The organism is Sorangium sp. So ce1335, from assembly GCF_051521615.1.
Lineage (GTDB): Bacteria > Myxococcota_A > Polyangia > Polyangiales > Polyangiaceae > Sorangium.
In genome coordinates, this window is sequence record NZ_CP150363.1 from 4,270,200 (window position 1) to 4,287,111 (window position 16,912).

Consider the following 16,912-nt stretch of genomic DNA (forward strand, 5'->3'; position numbering starts at 1 on the left):
GGAGGTGATGCAATGCCCGACGAGAAGATGGCTCGCGCATTGGATACGCTTGCTGCCGCGCATCGCGCGCTCGCCTACGTCAACCACGACGATCCCGATGCCCGCGAGGCTTCGGAGGAGCTGCTCGTACGCCTCAGCGACAACGTCGTCGAGAACCTGAAGGGGTTGCAGGGCGACGCGGCCGCTCCCAAGCCCGACGCATCGTGGTATCCGCCGGGCACGCCCGAGCCCGGCGACCCCGGTGATCTCCTGGATCCGGAGAAGATCTTCGAGGCCTGGGTCGCGGGGCTCGACGCCAACCCCGGCGGCACGCGCGGCTCGAACAACCGCGACGCGTGCGCACAACACCTGATGGCGAGCATGAAGACGGCGGGGCGGATTCACGACCAGCTCGTGAGCGTCCGCCGGGAGCTGCAAAGCGCCACGCTCTCCCCCCACGAGCGGCGCGCCCTCGAATCGCGGCGCGATGACCTCGACGCGCGGTTCCGCCAGATCGTCGCGACCGCGATGGGAAACTACCAGCGCTGCATCAACCTACGGCTGCCGATCAACCCCAAGGATATCCCGTCCGGAAGGCCCTCCAGGAAGCCGACCTGAGCGGTTGTCGATCCCCGCTCTTCGGCCGCTCATGGGCAGTCGGGGGACGAGGTGTCTCTCGACTTCGAGCAACTTTCACCGGCGAGCTGCCGTCGTACTGCCCCCCGGGGGATCGCCCACCTCACGCGATGTCCGCCCAAGAACTCGCGTTGATTGGATGAGCAACGTCCTCGACGCCCGTCCTCCTGCACCGCCTTCGCCGCCTCTCTCCCTCTCCTCGACGCGGGTGCGTCCCGAGGTGACGCGCCCGCGAGCACGCGCCTTGCCGTGAGGCCGCGAAACACCGCCGCGCGCGCCCTCTGCGCCGCGCGGCGCCGGCGGCGCTGCCCACGCGGCGAGGAACATCATGTCCAGCCTGAGCACGGAGAGCACACCCCGCGAGCGCCTGGATCGCGCCATCAGCGTCCTCGGCCGCGTCCGGATGTACTGGCGCGGGATGGCCGCGATGATCGCGGTCGGGATCTCGCTCTCCCTCGCCATGGCGCTCACGACGAAGCGGGTGTGGCGGAGCGAGGCCACCCTCCTTTACCGCGAGACCATCCAGACAGGCCGCGACCCCCAGAGCAGCGCCGCGCGCGCGGCGCGCCTCGGGCCGAAGCTCAAGGACACGCTCATCGCGCGCGGGACGCTCGCCGGCGTCATCGAGGAGATCGGGCTCTACCCGGAGAAGACCGCCCGCTCGATGGTCGAGGCCGTCGAGGAGATGAGGAACCACGTGGGCCTCCGCGCCCAGAGCAGCGACACGTACGTGGTCTCCTTCACCCACGACGACCCGCACGTGGCGCAGCAGGTCGTCTCCCGACTCACGCAGATCCTGATCGACGACTACCGCCGCGCCAGCGTCGGCGCGGCGACCATGACCCGCGACTTCCTGCGGCAGGAGCTCGCCGAGGCGAGCGCCAAGGTCGAGGAGGCGAGCCGCGCGCTCGCGACGTTCCTCGCCAGGAATCCGCAGTTCCAGTGGGGGCTCAACGACTCGCCGTACGCGCCCGCGCCCCAGCCGCTCGGCCCGCCCGGCACGCCCGCGCCTGCGGCGGCGCGGGTCGCGCCAGCGCAGCCCGCTCGCCCCGTCGATCCGCAGCTCGCTGCGCTCGAGCGGCAGCTCGCCCGCGTCGAGGCGCTGCTCGGGGCCGCGCGCTCGCCGGCGGCGGCGCCGGGGCAGCCGCTGCCGCCCAGCGTCGTCGAGGCGCAGCGGGCCCGCGACGCGGCGGCCGCGGCGGTCGCGTCGGCGGAGGCGGCGCTGGCCGAGAGGCTCACGACAGTGACCCCGCTCCACCCGGACGCCATCGCCGCGAAGCGCCGCGTCGAGGCGGCGAAGGGCCAGCTCGCGGCCGCCGAGAGCGCGCTCGGCCTCGTGCGCGCGGGCCTCACCGAGGTGCCGCGCGGCGAGGCGCGCGCGCTCACGCCGTCGCGGCGGGCGGCGCTCGAGGCGGAGCGGAGCGCGCTGCTCCGGCAGATCGCGGGCCTGCGCGCGCGCGGCGGCGGCGCCCGGGCGGCGGCGGGCGGCGAGGGCCAGCGCTCCTCGCCGGCGAGCGCGGCGAGCGGCGGGGAGCGGAGCGCGCCGCAGGGAGCCGGCGAGGACGCCGAGGAGCGCATCATCGAGCTCGAGACCGAGTGGCACCGGCTCCGCCTCGATCTCGAGCGCGCCCGCGAGTACCTGAAGACGGTGCAGGCGAACGAGCGCGCCGCGAATCTGTCCGCGGACGCGGCCGAGAACAAGAGCGAGACGGAGCTCGACATCCTCGACGCGGCCTACCTGCCGAGCCGCCCCGATCGCGGGCGGGGTCGCGTGTTCTTCGCGGGCGCCGCGGTGACGTTCTTCTTCGCGCTCGGCGTCGCCGGGGCGCGGGTGCTGCTCAACGACACGCTCTACGACGGCGGCGACATCCATGCGCTCGGCGGCCCCGCCCTGCTGGCCGAGATGCCGGAGCTCCCGGGGCGCCCCCCGCTCCGCGAGCGCGCGGTGGTGCCCGCGTACGGCGTCGAGGCGGCCGGCGCGGCCGGATACGGCGTCGAGGCGGCCGGCGCGGCCGGATACGGCGTCGAGGCGGCCGGCGCGGCCGGATACGGCGGCGAGGCGGCCGGCGCTGCTGGATACGGCGGCGAGGCGGCCGGCGCTGCTGGATACGGCGGCGAGGCGGCCGGCGCTGCTGGATACGGCGGCGAGGCGGCCGGCGCGCCTGGCCACGGCGCCGCGCCGCCCGACGCACCCGCCGAGCCGGAGGACGCCGCCCCGCCCGATCTCGCCCGGGAGGACGTGCTCCCCGACGACCTGGATCTCGACGGCGCCGACGTCCTCCCCGAGTCGTCCTGGAGCGCGCCCGAGGCGCCGCTCGCCTGGGTGGGCGCGCGCGCCCTCGCGTACACGGGCGGCGCCGCGTACGGCGAGCCCGAGGTGGAGATCCTCGGCGCCGACGTCGACCCCGAGGGGTGCGGCGTCTTCGAGCTGCTCCGCGGCGCGCCAGCGCAGGCGCTCGCGGCGCTCCGGGTGCTCCGGCACCGGCTCGATCAGCGGCGCGGCGGCGAGCCGCTCGCCGTCGCCGTGGTGAGCCCCGGCCGGGCCGAGGGCAAGACAGCGCTCGCGACCCGCCTCGCGATGACGCTCGCCGAGGCCGAGCGCGCGCGCGTCCTGCTCGTGGAGGGCCACCTCGCGCGCCCCCGGGTCGCGGCGCTCCTGGGCCTCCGCCTGCCCGCGCACGCGGGCTTCTCGGAGCAGCTCCGGCGGCGCATGGCGGGCCAGGCCCGCCCGCTCGGCGTCGTCGCCGTGAGCCCGTCGCTCTCCGTGCTGGCGGAGCCGTCGCTCGAGGCGAGCTACCCCGAGGCGCTCCACTCCGTCCACTTCGAGGCCGCGCTGCGCACGCTCCGGCGCTACTACGATTACGTGGTGATCGACGGCCCGCCGGTCCTCGGCTCGGGCGACGCCAACGTCATCGAGGACGCCTGCGACGGCATCCTCCTCGTCGCGCGGGCCTCGCTGACCCGGGGTACGGCGCTCACGCGGGCCGCCGAGCAGCTCGGCGATCGCCGCATCCTCGGCGTGGTCCTGAACGACGTCGCGCCGCGGCCGGTCGCGCGAAAGCGGATCGCGGTGGAGGATCTGGCGGCGTAGCGCGGCCTCGTTCTTCAGCGCTCCCGGGCCTTCAGCGCTCCCGGGGCCTTCAGCGCTCCCGCGGCACGAACGTCCCGTGGAACGTCTGCGGCGAGGCGTGGGGCAGGTGGATCCGCGCCAGCGGCGCCTCGTCGAGGCGGGCCGCGTCCCAGACGTGGACCGCGCTCTTCCTGGCCTTCACGTCGGTGACGAGGGCGAGCACGTGGCCGTCCCCCTCGGGCGCGCCGGGCGAGCGCGGCACGAACACCGGCTCCGAGGGCCGCTCGTGGCGCGCGAGGCGCGCCCGGGTGACAGCGCCCGTGTCGATGTCGACGCGGGCGATGCCGTTCCCGAGCGGGTCCTCGGCCTCTCCCTCCGCGGCGAGGAAGACAACGCCGTGCCGTTCCCCCTCGACCCGCGGATCGCAGCGCGGGAACTCGCCCATGACGCCGCCGAGGTCCTCCACGGCGAGCTCCTCGCGCGCCGCGCGCACGCGGTGACGCACGAGGACGCCGTCCTCGATCGAGGCGAGCTCGGGCCGGTCCGGGTCCTTGCCGATGGCGCCGAGCGTCCCGAGCCCCGGGTAGCGGACGAGATCGACGACGAGGTCATCGCCGTCGTCGTAGGCGTTCGCGAAGTGCCACTGGAAGAACGCCTCCACGCCGAAGCGGCGCACGCGGGAGACATCGTCGATGTCGACGACGATCACCTCGGTGCCCCGGCGGGGCTCGAAGCGCACCCAGGAGTCGAAGCTTCCCCATTGCAGGAGCGCGCGCGCCATCCGGATGACAGCGGGCGACACGAAGAACACGAGGTGCCGGCGGGTCGCGCAGAAGTCGTGGAGCATCACCGGCGCCTGGAGCGGCACCGCCCCGAGCGCGCGCGCGCGGCCCTCGTCGTCGACGGCGTAGAGGTCGAGGCTCGTCCTGCGCCCGTAGCGGACGCCGAAGTTGTAGCTCGTCTTCCGGGCGGCCACGCGGTGCGGGTGGGCCGAGAACGTTGGACCGACGACGCCGCCGAGATCGCTCTCGCCGAGCGTGTCGAGGGTCGCTGGATCGAGCTCCGTCGGCCTGCTCGCCTCCACGAGCGCGAACAGGCGGCCGCCGGCCACGAAGGCGCTCGTGTTCGCGACGTTCTTGTCGTCGACGCCCTTGAGCGCGTGGAGCAGGCGCGTGGGCCACGGCAGCGTCGAGCCGTGAAGCCGCCGACCGGCTGCGAGCTCCTCCACGAGGCCGCGGCTTCGCACGAGGCGGTGCGCGCCCTCCGCACGTCCATCCGCCATCCGCACGGCGAGCATCCCTCCGTCCGCCTCGAAGGGGTGCGGCACGCGCACGCCGAACAGGGTCCTACGGGCCGGGCCCACGCGAAAGAGCGTGCCCTCGAGGCCGTCGGGCAGCGCTCCCTCGATGGAGAGCGGCGTGAAGCCGTACTCGGCCTCGAGGTCTTCCAGGTGATCGAAGCCGCGCGCGCCGCGCGCAGCCTCCAGGGATCCGCCGCCTGCGCCGGCGAAGGCGGCGGCGAGGGCGGCGTCGGGGACGGTGGCAGACAGGGCGACGGGCATGGGGACCTCCAGGCGGCTGATGTGATCGATGATTACATTGGCGCCCGGGTGATGTAATCATCGATCGCATCGGCGCAAGCCCGATCGGCTGCGCCCGGGCGCTCGGCGCCCGGATCCCCTGCGGTTCCGTGCTGTTCGGCGCTGCTCGCCGGTCTCTCTCTTGACGCCGGCGCCCGCCGCCGGGAAAGCGCCGCATGCCTCCGGGTCGAAAGCGCGCCGAGGACCCGCCCGCGGAGCGGGCGACCACCGGGAAGTCGCCCGCGAGGCGGGCGTCCTCGAGGCGGCGCGCGCGGGGGTATCACCATGGGGACCTCAAGCGGGCTCTCGTGGACGCGGGGCTGGAGCTCCTGGAGGAGGGAGGCGTCGAGGCCGTCCGGGTGCGGGAGGCCGCGCGTCGGGTCGGCGTCTCTCCGGCCGCGCCGTTCCGCCACTTTCCCTCGCGGGAGGACTTCCTGCGCGCGGTCGCGCTCGCCGGCATCGAGCGGTTCGAGCTCGCCTCCGCGGCCGAGGCCGCGGCCGAGTCCACCCCGCTGCTGCGCTTCCGGGCGCTCGGGCTCGCCTCGGTCCGCTTCGCCCTGGAGCATCCCGCGCTCTTCGAGCTCCTGAACGGCCCTGCTTTCCGCGCCGACCCGGAGGGCGCGCGCGCGCTCCTGGCCGCCGAGGATGAAGCGCGAGCGCGGCTGCAGGGGATGCTCGCGGAGGCGCGGGCGTGCGGCGAGCTGCGCCCCACCGACCCGATCGTGACGGAGGTCGCGGGCCGGGCGCTCGCCTACGGGCTCGCGCGCATGTTCCTCGACGGCCACCTGCCGCGCGAGGGTGCCATGGAGCTCACCGCGGCGGTCCTCGACGTGCTCGGCGATGGGCTCGCGCAGGTGCCGTCCGGCGGCGCGAGCAGGTCGGATTGAAGAGAAGAGGACCGCAAGGGGCGCAAGGGTAGAGAGGGCAGAGAAGAGGGGGGCGGTACTTCCCGCAGACAGCGCCGCAGAGGATGGAACCGCCAAGACGCCAAGAACACCAAATGATTGAGATTTCTTGGCGTTCTTGGCGCCTTGGCGGTTCCCGGAGCACCGCACGTTCGAGAAGAGAGCGGGAAGGGGAGAAGCTTCGGCGTCGCCGGCGGCCCTCCTTGTCGAATCAGTCCCTCTCTCTTCTCTCCTTCATCCCTCGCGTCCCTTGCGCCCTTGCGGTCCTCTCCTCTCCTTCTTCCTTCAGGCCCCAGCCGGCCTCAGCCGATCTTGAAGTTGATCGACTTCGGCCGCGTCAGGTGGAGGAACCCGAGCGTCGAGAGCGTCGCGCCCTTGCCGGTGTTCTTCGTTCCCGTCCAGGGGAGCGCCGGATCCAGCGTGTCGCACTGGTTCATGTAGACCGTGCCGACCTCGAGCTCGGCCGCGAGCCGGGCCGCCCGCTCGCGATCGCGCGTCCAGATCGAGGCGGTGAGCCCGAGGTCGCTGTCGTTCATCAGCGCGAGCGCCTCCTCGTCGGACGAGACGGGCACGATCGGCAGCACCGGCCCGAACGACTCGATGCGCATCACGTCGAGGTCCGGCGCCGTGTCGACGAGCAGCGTCGGCTGGAAGAAGCGCCCGCGCCCGTCCACCTGCGTCGCCCGCCCGCCGCAGAGCGCCCGCGCCCCCCGCGAGAGCGCCTGCTTCACCTGCGCCTCCAGGAACGCCGGGGCGTGGGGCTGCGCCATCGGCCCCAGGTTCGTTCGCTCGTCGGTCGGATCGCCGAGGACGTAACGCTTCATCAGCTCGAGCGCGGCCTCGACGAAGGCGGGATAGAGATCACGGTGGACATAGGCGCGCTCGACCGCGCAGCAGCTCTGTCCGGCGTTGTAACAGGCGCCGTCGACGATCCCGTCCACCGCCTTCTCGAGGTCGGCGTCCGCCGCGACATACGCGCCGTCCTTGCCGCCGAGCTCCAGGCCGGCGTCGACAGCGACCTTCTTCGACGTCGCCGCGTAGATCCTGCGTCCGCCTTCGACGGAACCGGTGAATCCGACGTAGTTGACCCGCGGGTCCGAGGCGATGCGCTCGGACGTCGGGTGGTCGCAGTGGAACGCCTGCACGACGCCGGGCGGCGCGCCGGCCTCGGCGAACGCCGTCGCGAAGTGCTCCCCGCAGAGCGGCGAGCGGGGCGAGTGCTTCAGCAGCACCACATTGCCCGAGAGCACCGCGGGGATGACCACGTTCACCGCCGTGAGGAGCGGATAGTTCCAGGCCGGGAGGTTGAAGACCACCCCGAGCGGGGCGCGCACGATGCGCCGCTCCATGCCCGGCTGCTCCGGGAGGACAACGTCGGCGAGCGACGCCTCCGCGATCGAGATCATGTGCCGAGCCCGCTTGGCCATGCCCGCGATCTCATTGCGGGATTGGCGCAGCGGCTTGCCCATCATCCGGGTGATGTCGGCGGCGATCGACGGCGCGTTCGCCTCGATGCGCTCGACCGCGCGCAGGCACAGGGCGGCGCGCTCGGCGAGGGGGGTGCGCGCGAAGCTCCGCGCGGCGGCGGTCGCGGCGTCGAGGAGCCGGTCGACCTCGAGCTCATCGGCGAGGGGCCGGCGGACGGCTTCTTCGAGGGTATAGGGGTTGTCGATCACCAGGTCGGGCATGGCGGGGGAGATTAACCCAGTTCCCTGGGGGGCCAAGCGTCGTCTAGACTCTGGTCGAATGCGCGCCATCGCGGCAGGTTTATCGGACGTCGGCAGGGAGCGGGTCCACAACGAGGACCGATACATCCTGCTCCCCGAGTTCAACGTCTACGTCGTCGCGGATGGCATGGGGGGCCACGAGGCCGGCGAGGTCGCGAGCCGCATCGCCGCGAGCGCCATCGCGGGCTACTTCCGCGAGGCGAACGGCAAGCGCCGCAAGGCCTCGACGGGCGACCGGCTGCGCGCCGCCGTGACGTACGCGAACGCGCGCATCTTCGCGCACGCCGACGACTCCCGGTTCTACCGCGGCATGGGGACCACGGTCGTGGCCGCCGCGTTCGCGCCGCGCGAGCGGAAGTTCTACGTCGCGCACGCGGGCGACAGCCGCTGCTACCTCCTGCGCCGGGGCGGCATCGCGCAGCTCACCCGGGATCACTCGCTCATCGCGGACGCGCTGCTCGAGCGCCCCGATCTGACCGAGAGCGACCTCGCGTACCTGCCGCGCAACGTGATCACGCGCGCGCTCGGCATCGGCCCCAGCGTCGACGTCGACCTGCGCGCCGAGCGCGTCGAGCCCGGCGACGTCTTCCTCCTCTGCTCCGACGGCCTGCACGGCCTCGTCGACGATCGCGAGATCGCGCGCATCATCGAGGGCAACGCCGTGCTCGCCGACGCGTGCGGCAAGCTCATCGACTGCGCCAACGAGAACGGCGGCCGCGACAACATCACCGCCGTCCTCGTCCGGATCGAGGAGACAGCGGCCGCGTCGTGGAGCGCGCGCCAGGGCGCGAAGAGCCGCAACGCGCGTTGACCACGCGAGCGGCGGCGCCTCGCGCTCAGAGCACGCCGGCGAGCGCGCGGTCGAGCAGGCCGTCCATCACGTCGAACAGCTGCCGGTTGCCGTCCTGGGAGTAGCCCGCGAGCTTCTCCTCGCAGGCGGGGATGGCCTTCACGAAGTCGAGGATGACCGCCGGGTCGTCCAGCGAGCCGGCGGCGCGGCCGAACCCCTCGCGCTCGAGGTAGCGGGCGTTGAGGAGCTGCTCGAACTGGCGGCCGAGGGGGACGGCGAGCATCGGCTTCTGCAGGTAGACCGCCTCGCCCATGAGCGTGAACCCGCCGCCGGCGATGACGGCGCGGCACGAGGCGAGGTCGTCGATGAACCCCGCCTCGCTGAAGGGCCGGTAGCGCAGGTTGCCCTCGACCTGCTCCTCCTGGATGTCCCGGCGCATGCCGTAGATGCGGCACTCGAGCCCCGTCCTGGCGAGCGTCTCGGAGAGCGCGTCGTTGCCCTCGGCGGTCTGGTAGACGAGCAGGTGCTCCCCGGGGCGGCGGTCCGCGGCGATGATCTCGGGCCGGAGGATCGGCGGCACGAGCGTGGTGTCCTGCTTGCGGACCGGGGGGCGGAAGAACGTGGCGATGACGTAGTGCTGGCAGAACGGCAGCTTGCTCTTCACGAACGCGCGCGTGATCTGGAAATCTGCCTCGTGGCCGGCGAGGATCTCCGGGGCGTGCGTGCAGCGGTTGATGATCTGCATGTTGTCGACCGAGAGGATCGGCAGCCGGTGGAGCTTCGCGTAGAGGTACGTCCACGACTCGAAGTCGCTGATGGTGAGCTCGGGGCGAAAGTCCTTGATGAGGTCGAAGTAAGCGGCGATGTTCCTCGGGATGCCCGTCGCGCCGGAGAGCACGTTGGACCAGAGCGTCTTGCCGCGCCGGACCCGGTTCTCCTCGTAGATCATGTGGAGGCCGTGGATGCGGTTCACCTCCGCGAAGCGCTTCGACAGGAAGTCGGTCGCGCGGCCCGACGCCATGATCTCGAGCTCGTGTCCCTGCGCGAGCAGGTGTTCGATCACGACGCGCGAGCGCATGGCGTGCCCCATCCCTTCGCCGACGACGCCATAGAGGATCTTCATGACGCGCGAGTGTAGCGGGGGCAGCCCCGCCTCCGGAAGCAAACGGCGGCGGATCTGGAGCGAGCTCTTGCCGCTCGAGGTGGTGCGCGCCCCGCGGACGCTCGCGCTCCTGCGGCGCTACGGCCTGGACCTCTCGGTCGCGGTGCGGCCCGGGACGGCGGCCGGGCTGCCGGATCTGGCGGCGGCGTGCGCGGATGCCGGGGTGGGGGTCGCCGTGTGGCCGATGCTCGAGGACGAGGCCGGGCGCTGGGCGAGCGCGGGCAACGCGGCGACGTTCGGGGCGTTCGTCGCGCGGCTGCTCGACGCGCTGGACGGCCGCGGCCTCGCCGCGGCGGAGGTCGTCTTCGATCTCGAGCCGCCGATCCAGGACGTGCGCCGGGCGCTCGGGGGCGGTCGCGGGGCGCTCGAGCTGCTCTTCGGCGGTCGCGGGCGCGCGGGGGCGCGGGGGCGCCCGCGGTGGATCGACGCGGAGCGCGCGCTCGCGGGGATGGCCGAGGCGCTGCACGCGCGCGGGGTGGCGACCTCGGCGGCGGTCGTGCCGCTCGTCCTGGCCGACGGGCCGTCGCGCGGCTGGGAGCGGATCCTCGGGACGCCCGTGTCCGCGCCGCCGTGGGGGCGCGTCGGCGCGATGCTCTACACCTCGCTGATCGAGGGCTACTCGCGCGGCGCGCTCGGCCGGGCGGACGCTGTCGCGCTGCTCGCCCTGGGGTGCCGCGCGGCGGTGCGGCGGTTCGGCCCGAGGGCGGGCGTCTCGGTGGGCGCTGTCGGCGTGGGCGCGCTCGGCGACGAGCCCGTGTACCGGTCGACGGACGAGCTGCGCGAGGACGTCGCGGTCGCGGTGGCGGCCGGGGTCGAGGATCTCGCGCTGTTCGACCTCGGCGGCGTGCTGGCGCGCCCCCCGGCCGAGGCCTGGCTGGAGGCGTTCGTGGCCCCGCCGATCGAGGCGCGATTCCCCCGGGTGACGCTGCGCGCGCGCGGCGTGGCGGCGGCCGCCGCGCTGCTCGGGCGGGCGGTCGCCGCCTCGCCGCGCGCCGGGGCGACTACCCGTGATGTCCCTTGCCCTGGCCGCGGTAGCGCTTCCAGTGATGTCGCTTGTTCTTGTTCTTCGGCCTGCTGTTGTTCGAGCTGCCGATAGACGTCTTCTTTGTCGAGAGCGGCATGCGCGCTTCATGGCGCCTGGACGGAGCGACCGAAAGGGGGCCGCGGGCGATCGCGTCGATGCCGCCGGCGACGGCCGATGAGCGAGCTCGCCTGGGACGCGCTGTCCGCAGCGGCGCGTGAGAATGGTTTGCAGGCAGAGCCCCGCCGTCCGGTCATGGCGATTCGCCTGCCGGCCGTGCTCGAGGAGCGATGGATTCCTTCCGTCGTTGATCAGGTCGCTCGAGCAGCCCGGAATCAATCATCAGGAGCGCGGAGCGCCCGCGCTTTGTCGGCTGGCTGAAGATTTGGCAGCGCACGAGAACGCGCGCAGGTCCTGTCGCGCGCGCAGGGTCGGTGCGCCTGCGGAAAGCGCGCCAGTCCTGCGACGCCGCGCATCGCAGATGCGTTGAGGGGTCACGGGCGAGAAATGACGTATTCCATGGTGCGCACATTGACGTTCGTTGCGCAGCGTGTGATAGGTTGGTGCGATTCGAGCTCGTTTATCTTGCGTACCGGTGTCGCGCTGGCGAGGTTGGTTCCTGATTCCATGATGGGGAAGAATTTGAACCACAGAGGCACAGAGGGCACAGAGGATAAAGAATCTTTTTTCTTCTCCCCTCTGTGCCCTCTGTGCCTCTGTGGTTCCCTCTCTCTCATGCCCAGGGATGAGCTCCGGCGGCGCGGCACCGGCTTGGCTTGACGGAGGTGCCTGTGGATCGAAGCAAACGGTGGGTCCTTTACGCGACCCTGGCGATGGCCACCACGGCCGCGCGTGCCCGGAGGGGAATGGCGCTCGGCGTGGCGCTCGCGGCCGCGGCCTGCTCCACGGGCGGGGACACCGGCGGGAGCGTGGATGCCGGCGACCGCGGCGACGCGCTCACCGAGAGCGCCGCGTCGGGGACGGGCGGCGCGCTCGCGCCAGGGGGCACCTCCGAAGCGGGCGGCGGCGCAGGCGACCCGGGCAGCGCCGCGAGCAGCGGGACCGGCAGCGCCGCGAGCAGCGGGGCCGGCGGCGCGGGGACCACCGCGAGCGGCGGGGCGCCGGGCGACGGCGGGGCGCCGGGCGACGGGGGAGCCGCGGGAGAGGGCGGCGGCGCGGGCGGCGCGGGCGGCGCCGGAGCGCCCGACACGTGCAGCAGGGCCGCCGCCTGCGGATCACACAAGTGGGCGTGCTGGCCGATGCCGAACCCCGCGGGCAGCGGCCTGCCCAACCCGGCGAGCTATGCCGATCTCGGAGGGGGCGTCGTGCGCGACAACGTCACGTGCCTGGAGTGGCAGCAGAGCCCGCCCTCCGGGGCATACACGTGGGATCAGGCGATCAGCTATTGCGACGACCTGACGCTCGGCGGGCACTCCGACTGGCGTCTCCCCACGCGCATCGAGATGACGTCGATCGTGGACTTCACCCAGAGCCCGGCCATCGACAGGACCGCGTTCCCGGGCGCGCGGGGCGGCTTCCACAAGACGTCGTCCGACTGGATCCTCACGATCCGGCAGGCCGGCGCCGGCGCCGGCCGCGACTACGCCTGGGCCTTCAACATGAGCGACGGGATCGTCAGCAACGCCTACTCCAAGGCGACCGCGGCGAGCCTGCGGTGCGTCCGGGGCAACGGCGAGGGCGAGGCGCCGAGCAGCCCGGCCGTGGCGCCGCCCGATCAGTACACGGTCGTGTCGCCAGGAGAGGTGAAAGACAATTACACCGGGCTGATCTGGCAGCAGGGCTACTCGCCGACAACGATGAGCTGGGCCGAGGCGGCGAGCTACTGCGAGACGCTCGATCTCAACGACCACCCATGGCGCTTGCCGAGCATCCGGGAGCTGGCGACCCTCGTCGACGAGGCGCAGGTGGCGCCGTCGATCCACCGGACGATGTTCCCCGACACGCAGTACGGCGCCCGCAGCAACGACTGGTACTGGGGCTCGCACGAGGCCGCGCGGAACGCTCCGGCGGCCTGGGCGCTCAACTTCGACGACGGCTTCACCGGGTTCAACGCCGGCGCGAGCGGCAAGTGGAATTATTTCACGGCAGCGTGGGTGAAGTGCGTGCGCTGAGCGCGCCGCAGATCCCGGGCGTGATTCCGCCCTGCGGTGCCAGCTGGAGCGACAAACGGGTTGAACCCGCCTGAAACGAGCAGAATTTCGAACCGCCAAGACGCCATAAGACGCCAAGATTTTTGTGTTTTCTTGGCGTCCTCGGCGCCTTGGCGGTTCATTTCTCGCTCGCTCGACGTGAGCGGTGTTCTAGCGTGTGCGGGTGAGCCCGAACGCGCTGCCAGCCCGCCCCCGCCTCGCCGACCACGTGCTCGCGCGGCGCCACCTTGTCGGCGAGGACGAGCGCATCCTCCTGCACGACGTCCGCACGGGCGAGCTGCTCCAGCTCGGCGCGCGGGAGTGGGCGCTGCTGTCCGCGGCCGACGGCACGCGCGACGTCGAGGGCATCGTGATCGCAGCCGCCCGCGAGGGCGCGCCGGCGCGCATCCCGGCGGCGCAGGCTTTCTTCGAGCAGCTCCACGCCGCGGGCCTGCTCGCGGCGGAGGACCCCGCCGAGGAGGCGGCGCCCTGGGCGCGCGCGACGGCCGCGACGACCGCGACCTCCAGGGGACCCGCGACCCCCGCGGCGCCCGCAGACCCCGCGCCCGACCCCGGCGCGCGCGACCCCCGCGAGCGCCCGCTCGAGGTGCTGCCCGATTTCAGCCTCCACTGCGACGGCCGCGGGAGCTGCTGCCGCATCTACGCCTCGATCCTCTTCGATCCCGAGGAGGCCGCGCGGGCGCGGGCGCTCCGGCCCGAGGTGCTGAGCGGCGGCGCCAGGCACGAGCGCGCGTTCACGCCGGAGCGCGGCGCGTGGCCGTGCGCGGCGTCCGTCGTGGCGATGCGCGACGGCCGGTGCGCCTACCTCGAGGGCGGCGCGGGGCGCTGCTCGCTCCACGCGGCCGGCGGGCCCGACGCCAAGCCGCTCGGGTGCCGCGTGTTCCCGACCAGCTTCATCGACGACGGCGAGGCGATCCGGGTCTCGGTCGCCGTGGAGTGCGCCTGCGTGCTCGCCAGCGTGGGCCGCCCGGGCGGCGCGCCGCTCGTCGACCCGCGGCTGCGCGCGCGGGGCGACCTCGACGAGCGCCTCGACGTCGCGACGCTGCCCGACCGCCCGGAGGTGGCGCCCGGCGTGACGGCGGCCCGCGCCGAGCTCGTCGCGTGGTCGCGCCGCCTCGCCGCGGCGGCGCCCCCGCCCGACGTCGCCGCGGGGCTCTTCGCGCTCGCCGCCGCGGTCGAGGCCGAGGGGCTCACGGGCGGCGCGATCGCGCGCTTCGAGCAGCCGGAACCGCTGGACCCTGCGGCGCTCGCGCCCTGGCTCGCCGCGCTCCACCGGCGCGCCGCGCGGCGGGCGCGCGAGGACGCCGCCTGGCGGAGCGAGCGGGACCTCGCCCGCAAGGCCACGCAGTGGATCGCCGCCGCGACCTTCGCGCTCGCCGAGCCCGACCTGCTCGCCGCGCTGCTCCAGTCGCCCGCGCCCGACCCCGACCGGGAGCGCTTCACCCTGCGCGCGGCGCTCCACGGCCACCGCCTGCTCGGGGCCCTGCCGCTCTCGCTCGCGCTGCGCGACCGCGCGGTACGGCTCGTCGTCGCCCGGGCGCTGCCGCTCGTCTGCGCCGAGGCGGGCGCGGACGACCCGGCCTGCGCCGAGCCGATCGCGCTCGTCGAGGCCATGCTGCGCGGCCACGGCCTCGACGCCTACGCGGCCGACGTGGCGCGGGCGTCGTGATCGCGCCGGCCGGAGAGACATCTCCCCCGATCTTGTCGATAATGCGCCCGCGATGGACCAGCCGCCGCTCGACAACAGGACGGATTTCGCCGTGCACCCGCAGCTCCTCGTCGATCGGGACGGCGAGATGCTGGTCACCATCGTGAAGGCGAGCTTCGAGCTCCAGGACGACGGCGGCCTCGAGCTCGCGCCGCCCGAGCGAACGCGCGCGATCCGCCTCGCCGACCTGCCGTGGGAGAAGGAGAAGCCCGAGAGCGTCGCCTACCCGGCGGACATCTGCCTCTTCAAGCCGGCCACCGACGTGATCTTCGTGGCCACGGCGCACGCGCCGAACGGCAAGGCGGCGCCGTCGTTCGACGTGCGCGTCGAGGTCGGTCCGCTCAGGAAATCGCTCGTCGTGTTCGGCAAGCGGCTCTGGGTCGACAAGGGCGCCGCGCTCACCGCGCCGGGGCCCATCGACCAGATCGACATGCGCTACGACCACGCCTGGGGCGGCCGCGACGACGAGGACCCCGCGGCGATCCTCGAGGAGCCGCGCAACCCCATCGGCATGGGGGTCACGCGCGCGCCGGCCTCGCTCACCCACCAGCCGGCGCCGTACATCGAGGACCCGTCGTACCCGATCCGGACCGCGAAGACCTCGCCGCCGCCCGCGGGGATCGGCCCCATCGGCCGGCACTGGGAGCCGCGCCGCAGGTACGCCGGGACGTACGACCGCGCGTGGCAGGAGCTCCGCGCGCCGCTCCTGCCCGAGGACTTCGACCACCGCTACAACCTGTGCGCTTCCCCCGGCCTCATCGCGGATCCGCCGCTCGCGGGCGGCGAGCCGGTGCGGGCGCTCAACCTCACGCCGGAGGGGGCGCTCAGCTTCGAGCTGCCGAGGGTGCAGGTGGAGATCGAGTTCCACGTGAAGGACCGCCCGCCCGCCGCCTTCGCGCCCCACCTCGACACGGTGCTCGTCGATCTGTTCGCCACCGGCCCGGCGAAGCCGGTCGCCGTGGAGATGGTGTGGCGCGCGCACGTCAAGGCGCCCCGGCGGATGAAGGACGCGCGCATCGTGGTGCGCGAGCGGGGGCTCGCGTGAGGCCCCTCGCCGCCGTGGTGGCCTCGGGCGCTGTCACGCCCGTCGGGCTGCGGTCGATCGACACGGCCTTCTCGCACCGCGCCGCCGCGGCGGCGATGCGCGAGGCGCCGCTCCTGGACGCGAGGGGGGAGCCGATCACGATGTGCTTTCTCCCCACGCTCGATCCGCTCGCCACCGGCGCGCCGCGCGCCGCCCTGCTCGGCGCCCGCGCGCTCGGCGAGGCGCTCGAGAAGCTCGGCCCCGCCGCGCGGGGGCTGCGGATGCAGATGGCCCTGTGCCTCGACGAGCACCTCGGCCAGCGGCAGCCCGGGGGCGAGGTCCCGGCGCAGCGGCTCGCCGCGGAGCTCGCCGCGCGCGCCGAGGCGCACGCGCCCGGGATCTCGGTCAAGGTCGCGACGCGCGGCCCGGCCGGACCGGGGCTCGTGCTGCCGGAGCTGTGCGACGCGCTCGGGCGCGGCGCGATCGACGCCGCGCTGCTCGGGGGCGTGCACACCGACTACGATCCCGCGCGCATCGCCGCGCTCGACGCCGCGGGCCGGATCTTCCGGCCGGACAACCTCGACGCGCTCATCCCCGGCGAGTGCGGGGCCTTCGTCGTGCTCATGCGCCCCGACGTCGCGCGCCGCGCCCAGCTCCGCGACCTGGGGCAGATCGTCGGCCTCGCCTCCGCGCACGAGCGGGCGCGCCCCGACAACGACGAATCGGCGTTCCAGGCCTCGGGCCTCACCGCCGCGCTCCGCTCCGCGCTGACGCCGCTGGCCGAGCGCGGGCTGCGCGCCGGCTGGATGCTCACGGATCTCACCTTCGAGACCTTCCGCCATTTCGAGCTCCAGGCCGCCTCGGTGCGCACGCAGCACCTCTTCTGCGACCCGCAGCAGGTGGAGAGCCCCGCGCAGCGGATCGGCCACCTCGGCGCTGCCGCCATGCCGCTGCACCTCAGCATCGCGTCGGAGGCGTTCGCGCGCGGCTTCGCGCCGCACCCGGTCGCGGTCTCCCTCGCCGGCAGCGACGGCGGGGAGCGCGCCGCGGTGGTCGTGGCGGCGCCTGGCTGAGCGGCAGGGCCATTCGTCGCGGCTCGATCGCAACGGCTCGGCGTCACGGGTTGTAACCATGGGCTTT

The 16,912-nt window shown here is 73.8% G+C and carries 12 protein-coding genes; 9 read left to right on the top strand and 3 right to left on the bottom strand.

All coding sequences use genetic code 11. From position 1 onward, the window contains the following. Positions 1–12 precede the first annotated feature (12 nt). Positions 13–597: a hypothetical protein gene (locus tag WMF24_RS15770; RefSeq protein ID WP_437737230.1), complete on the top strand. Its 585-nt coding sequence runs from the start codon at positions 13–15 to the stop codon at positions 595–597. Positions 598–943: 346 nt separating this feature from the next. Beyond that, positions 944–3,706, top strand: coding sequence for a hypothetical protein (locus WMF24_RS15775; protein WP_437737231.1), 2,763 nt, complete (start codon positions 944–946; stop codon positions 3,704–3,706). A gap of 49 nt (positions 3,707–3,755) precedes the next feature. Here WMF24_RS15775 and WMF24_RS15780 read toward each other — a convergent pair whose 3' ends face one another. Then, on the bottom strand, positions 3,756–5,246 hold the full coding sequence (locus tag WMF24_RS15780; protein WP_437737232.1) for a carotenoid oxygenase family protein: 1,491 nt from the start codon (positions 5,244–5,246) through the stop codon (positions 3,756–3,758). Positions 5,247–5,440: 194 nt separating this feature from the next. Here WMF24_RS15780 and WMF24_RS15785 point away from each other — a divergent pair, with 194 nt between their 5' ends. Further along, complete coding sequence (locus WMF24_RS15785; protein ID WP_437737233.1) at positions 5,441–6,151, top strand: TetR/AcrR family transcriptional regulator; 711 nt, start codon at positions 5,441–5,443, stop codon at positions 6,149–6,151. Positions 6,152–6,471: 320 nt separating this feature from the next. Here WMF24_RS15785 and WMF24_RS15790 read toward each other — a convergent pair whose 3' ends face one another. Continuing rightward, entirely contained in the window at positions 6,472–7,857 is a 1,386-nt protein-coding gene (locus WMF24_RS15790) for an aldehyde dehydrogenase family protein (RefSeq protein ID WP_437737234.1), read from the bottom strand. Positions 7,858–7,915: 58 nt separating this feature from the next. Here WMF24_RS15790 and WMF24_RS15795 point away from each other — a divergent pair, with 58 nt between their 5' ends. Further along, positions 7,916–8,707: a Stp1/IreP family PP2C-type Ser/Thr phosphatase gene (locus WMF24_RS15795; protein ID WP_437737235.1), complete on the top strand. Its 792-nt coding sequence runs from the start codon at positions 7,916–7,918 to the stop codon at positions 8,705–8,707. A 25-nt stretch (positions 8,708–8,732) separates the two neighbouring features. On the opposite strand, the gene WMF24_RS15800 is transcribed toward WMF24_RS15795, so the two are convergent. Continuing rightward, complete coding sequence (locus WMF24_RS15800; protein ID WP_437737236.1) at positions 8,733–9,809, bottom strand: MJ1255/VC2487 family glycosyltransferase; 1,077 nt, start codon at positions 9,807–9,809, stop codon at positions 8,733–8,735. On the opposite strand from WMF24_RS15800, the gene WMF24_RS15805 reads away from it, so the two are divergent. From WMF24_RS15805 to WMF24_RS15825, 5 genes are all read left to right on the top strand, one after another. Further along, the gene (locus WMF24_RS15805) at positions 9,808–10,944 is read left to right on the top strand and encodes a hypothetical protein (protein ID WP_437737237.1); all 1,137 of its coding nucleotides are present in this window, start codon (positions 9,808–9,810) and stop codon (positions 10,942–10,944) included. The two genes, WMF24_RS15800 and WMF24_RS15805, sit on opposite strands and share 2 nt — an antisense overlap. Positions 10,945–11,660: 716 nt before the next feature. After that, entirely contained in the window at positions 11,661–13,001 is a 1,341-nt protein-coding gene (locus tag WMF24_RS15810; protein ID WP_437737238.1) for a DUF1566 domain-containing protein, read from the top strand. Positions 13,002–13,203: 202 nt separating this feature from the next. Continuing rightward, a complete protein-coding gene (locus WMF24_RS15815) occupies positions 13,204–14,709 on the top strand; it encodes a YkgJ family cysteine cluster protein (RefSeq protein ID WP_437737239.1) in 1,506 nt (501 codons plus the stop codon). A gap of 52 nt (positions 14,710–14,761) precedes the next feature. Beyond that, a complete protein-coding gene (locus WMF24_RS15820) occupies positions 14,762–15,793 on the top strand; it encodes a DUF2169 family type VI secretion system accessory protein (protein ID WP_437737240.1) in 1,032 nt (343 codons plus the stop codon). After that, complete coding sequence (locus tag WMF24_RS15825) at positions 15,790–16,845, top strand: beta-ketoacyl synthase N-terminal-like domain-containing protein (protein ID WP_437737241.1); 1,056 nt, start codon at positions 15,790–15,792, stop codon at positions 16,843–16,845. Before WMF24_RS15820 ends, WMF24_RS15825 begins: the two co-directional genes overlap by 4 nt. The last annotated feature ends 67 nt before the right edge of the window (positions 16,846–16,912 follow it).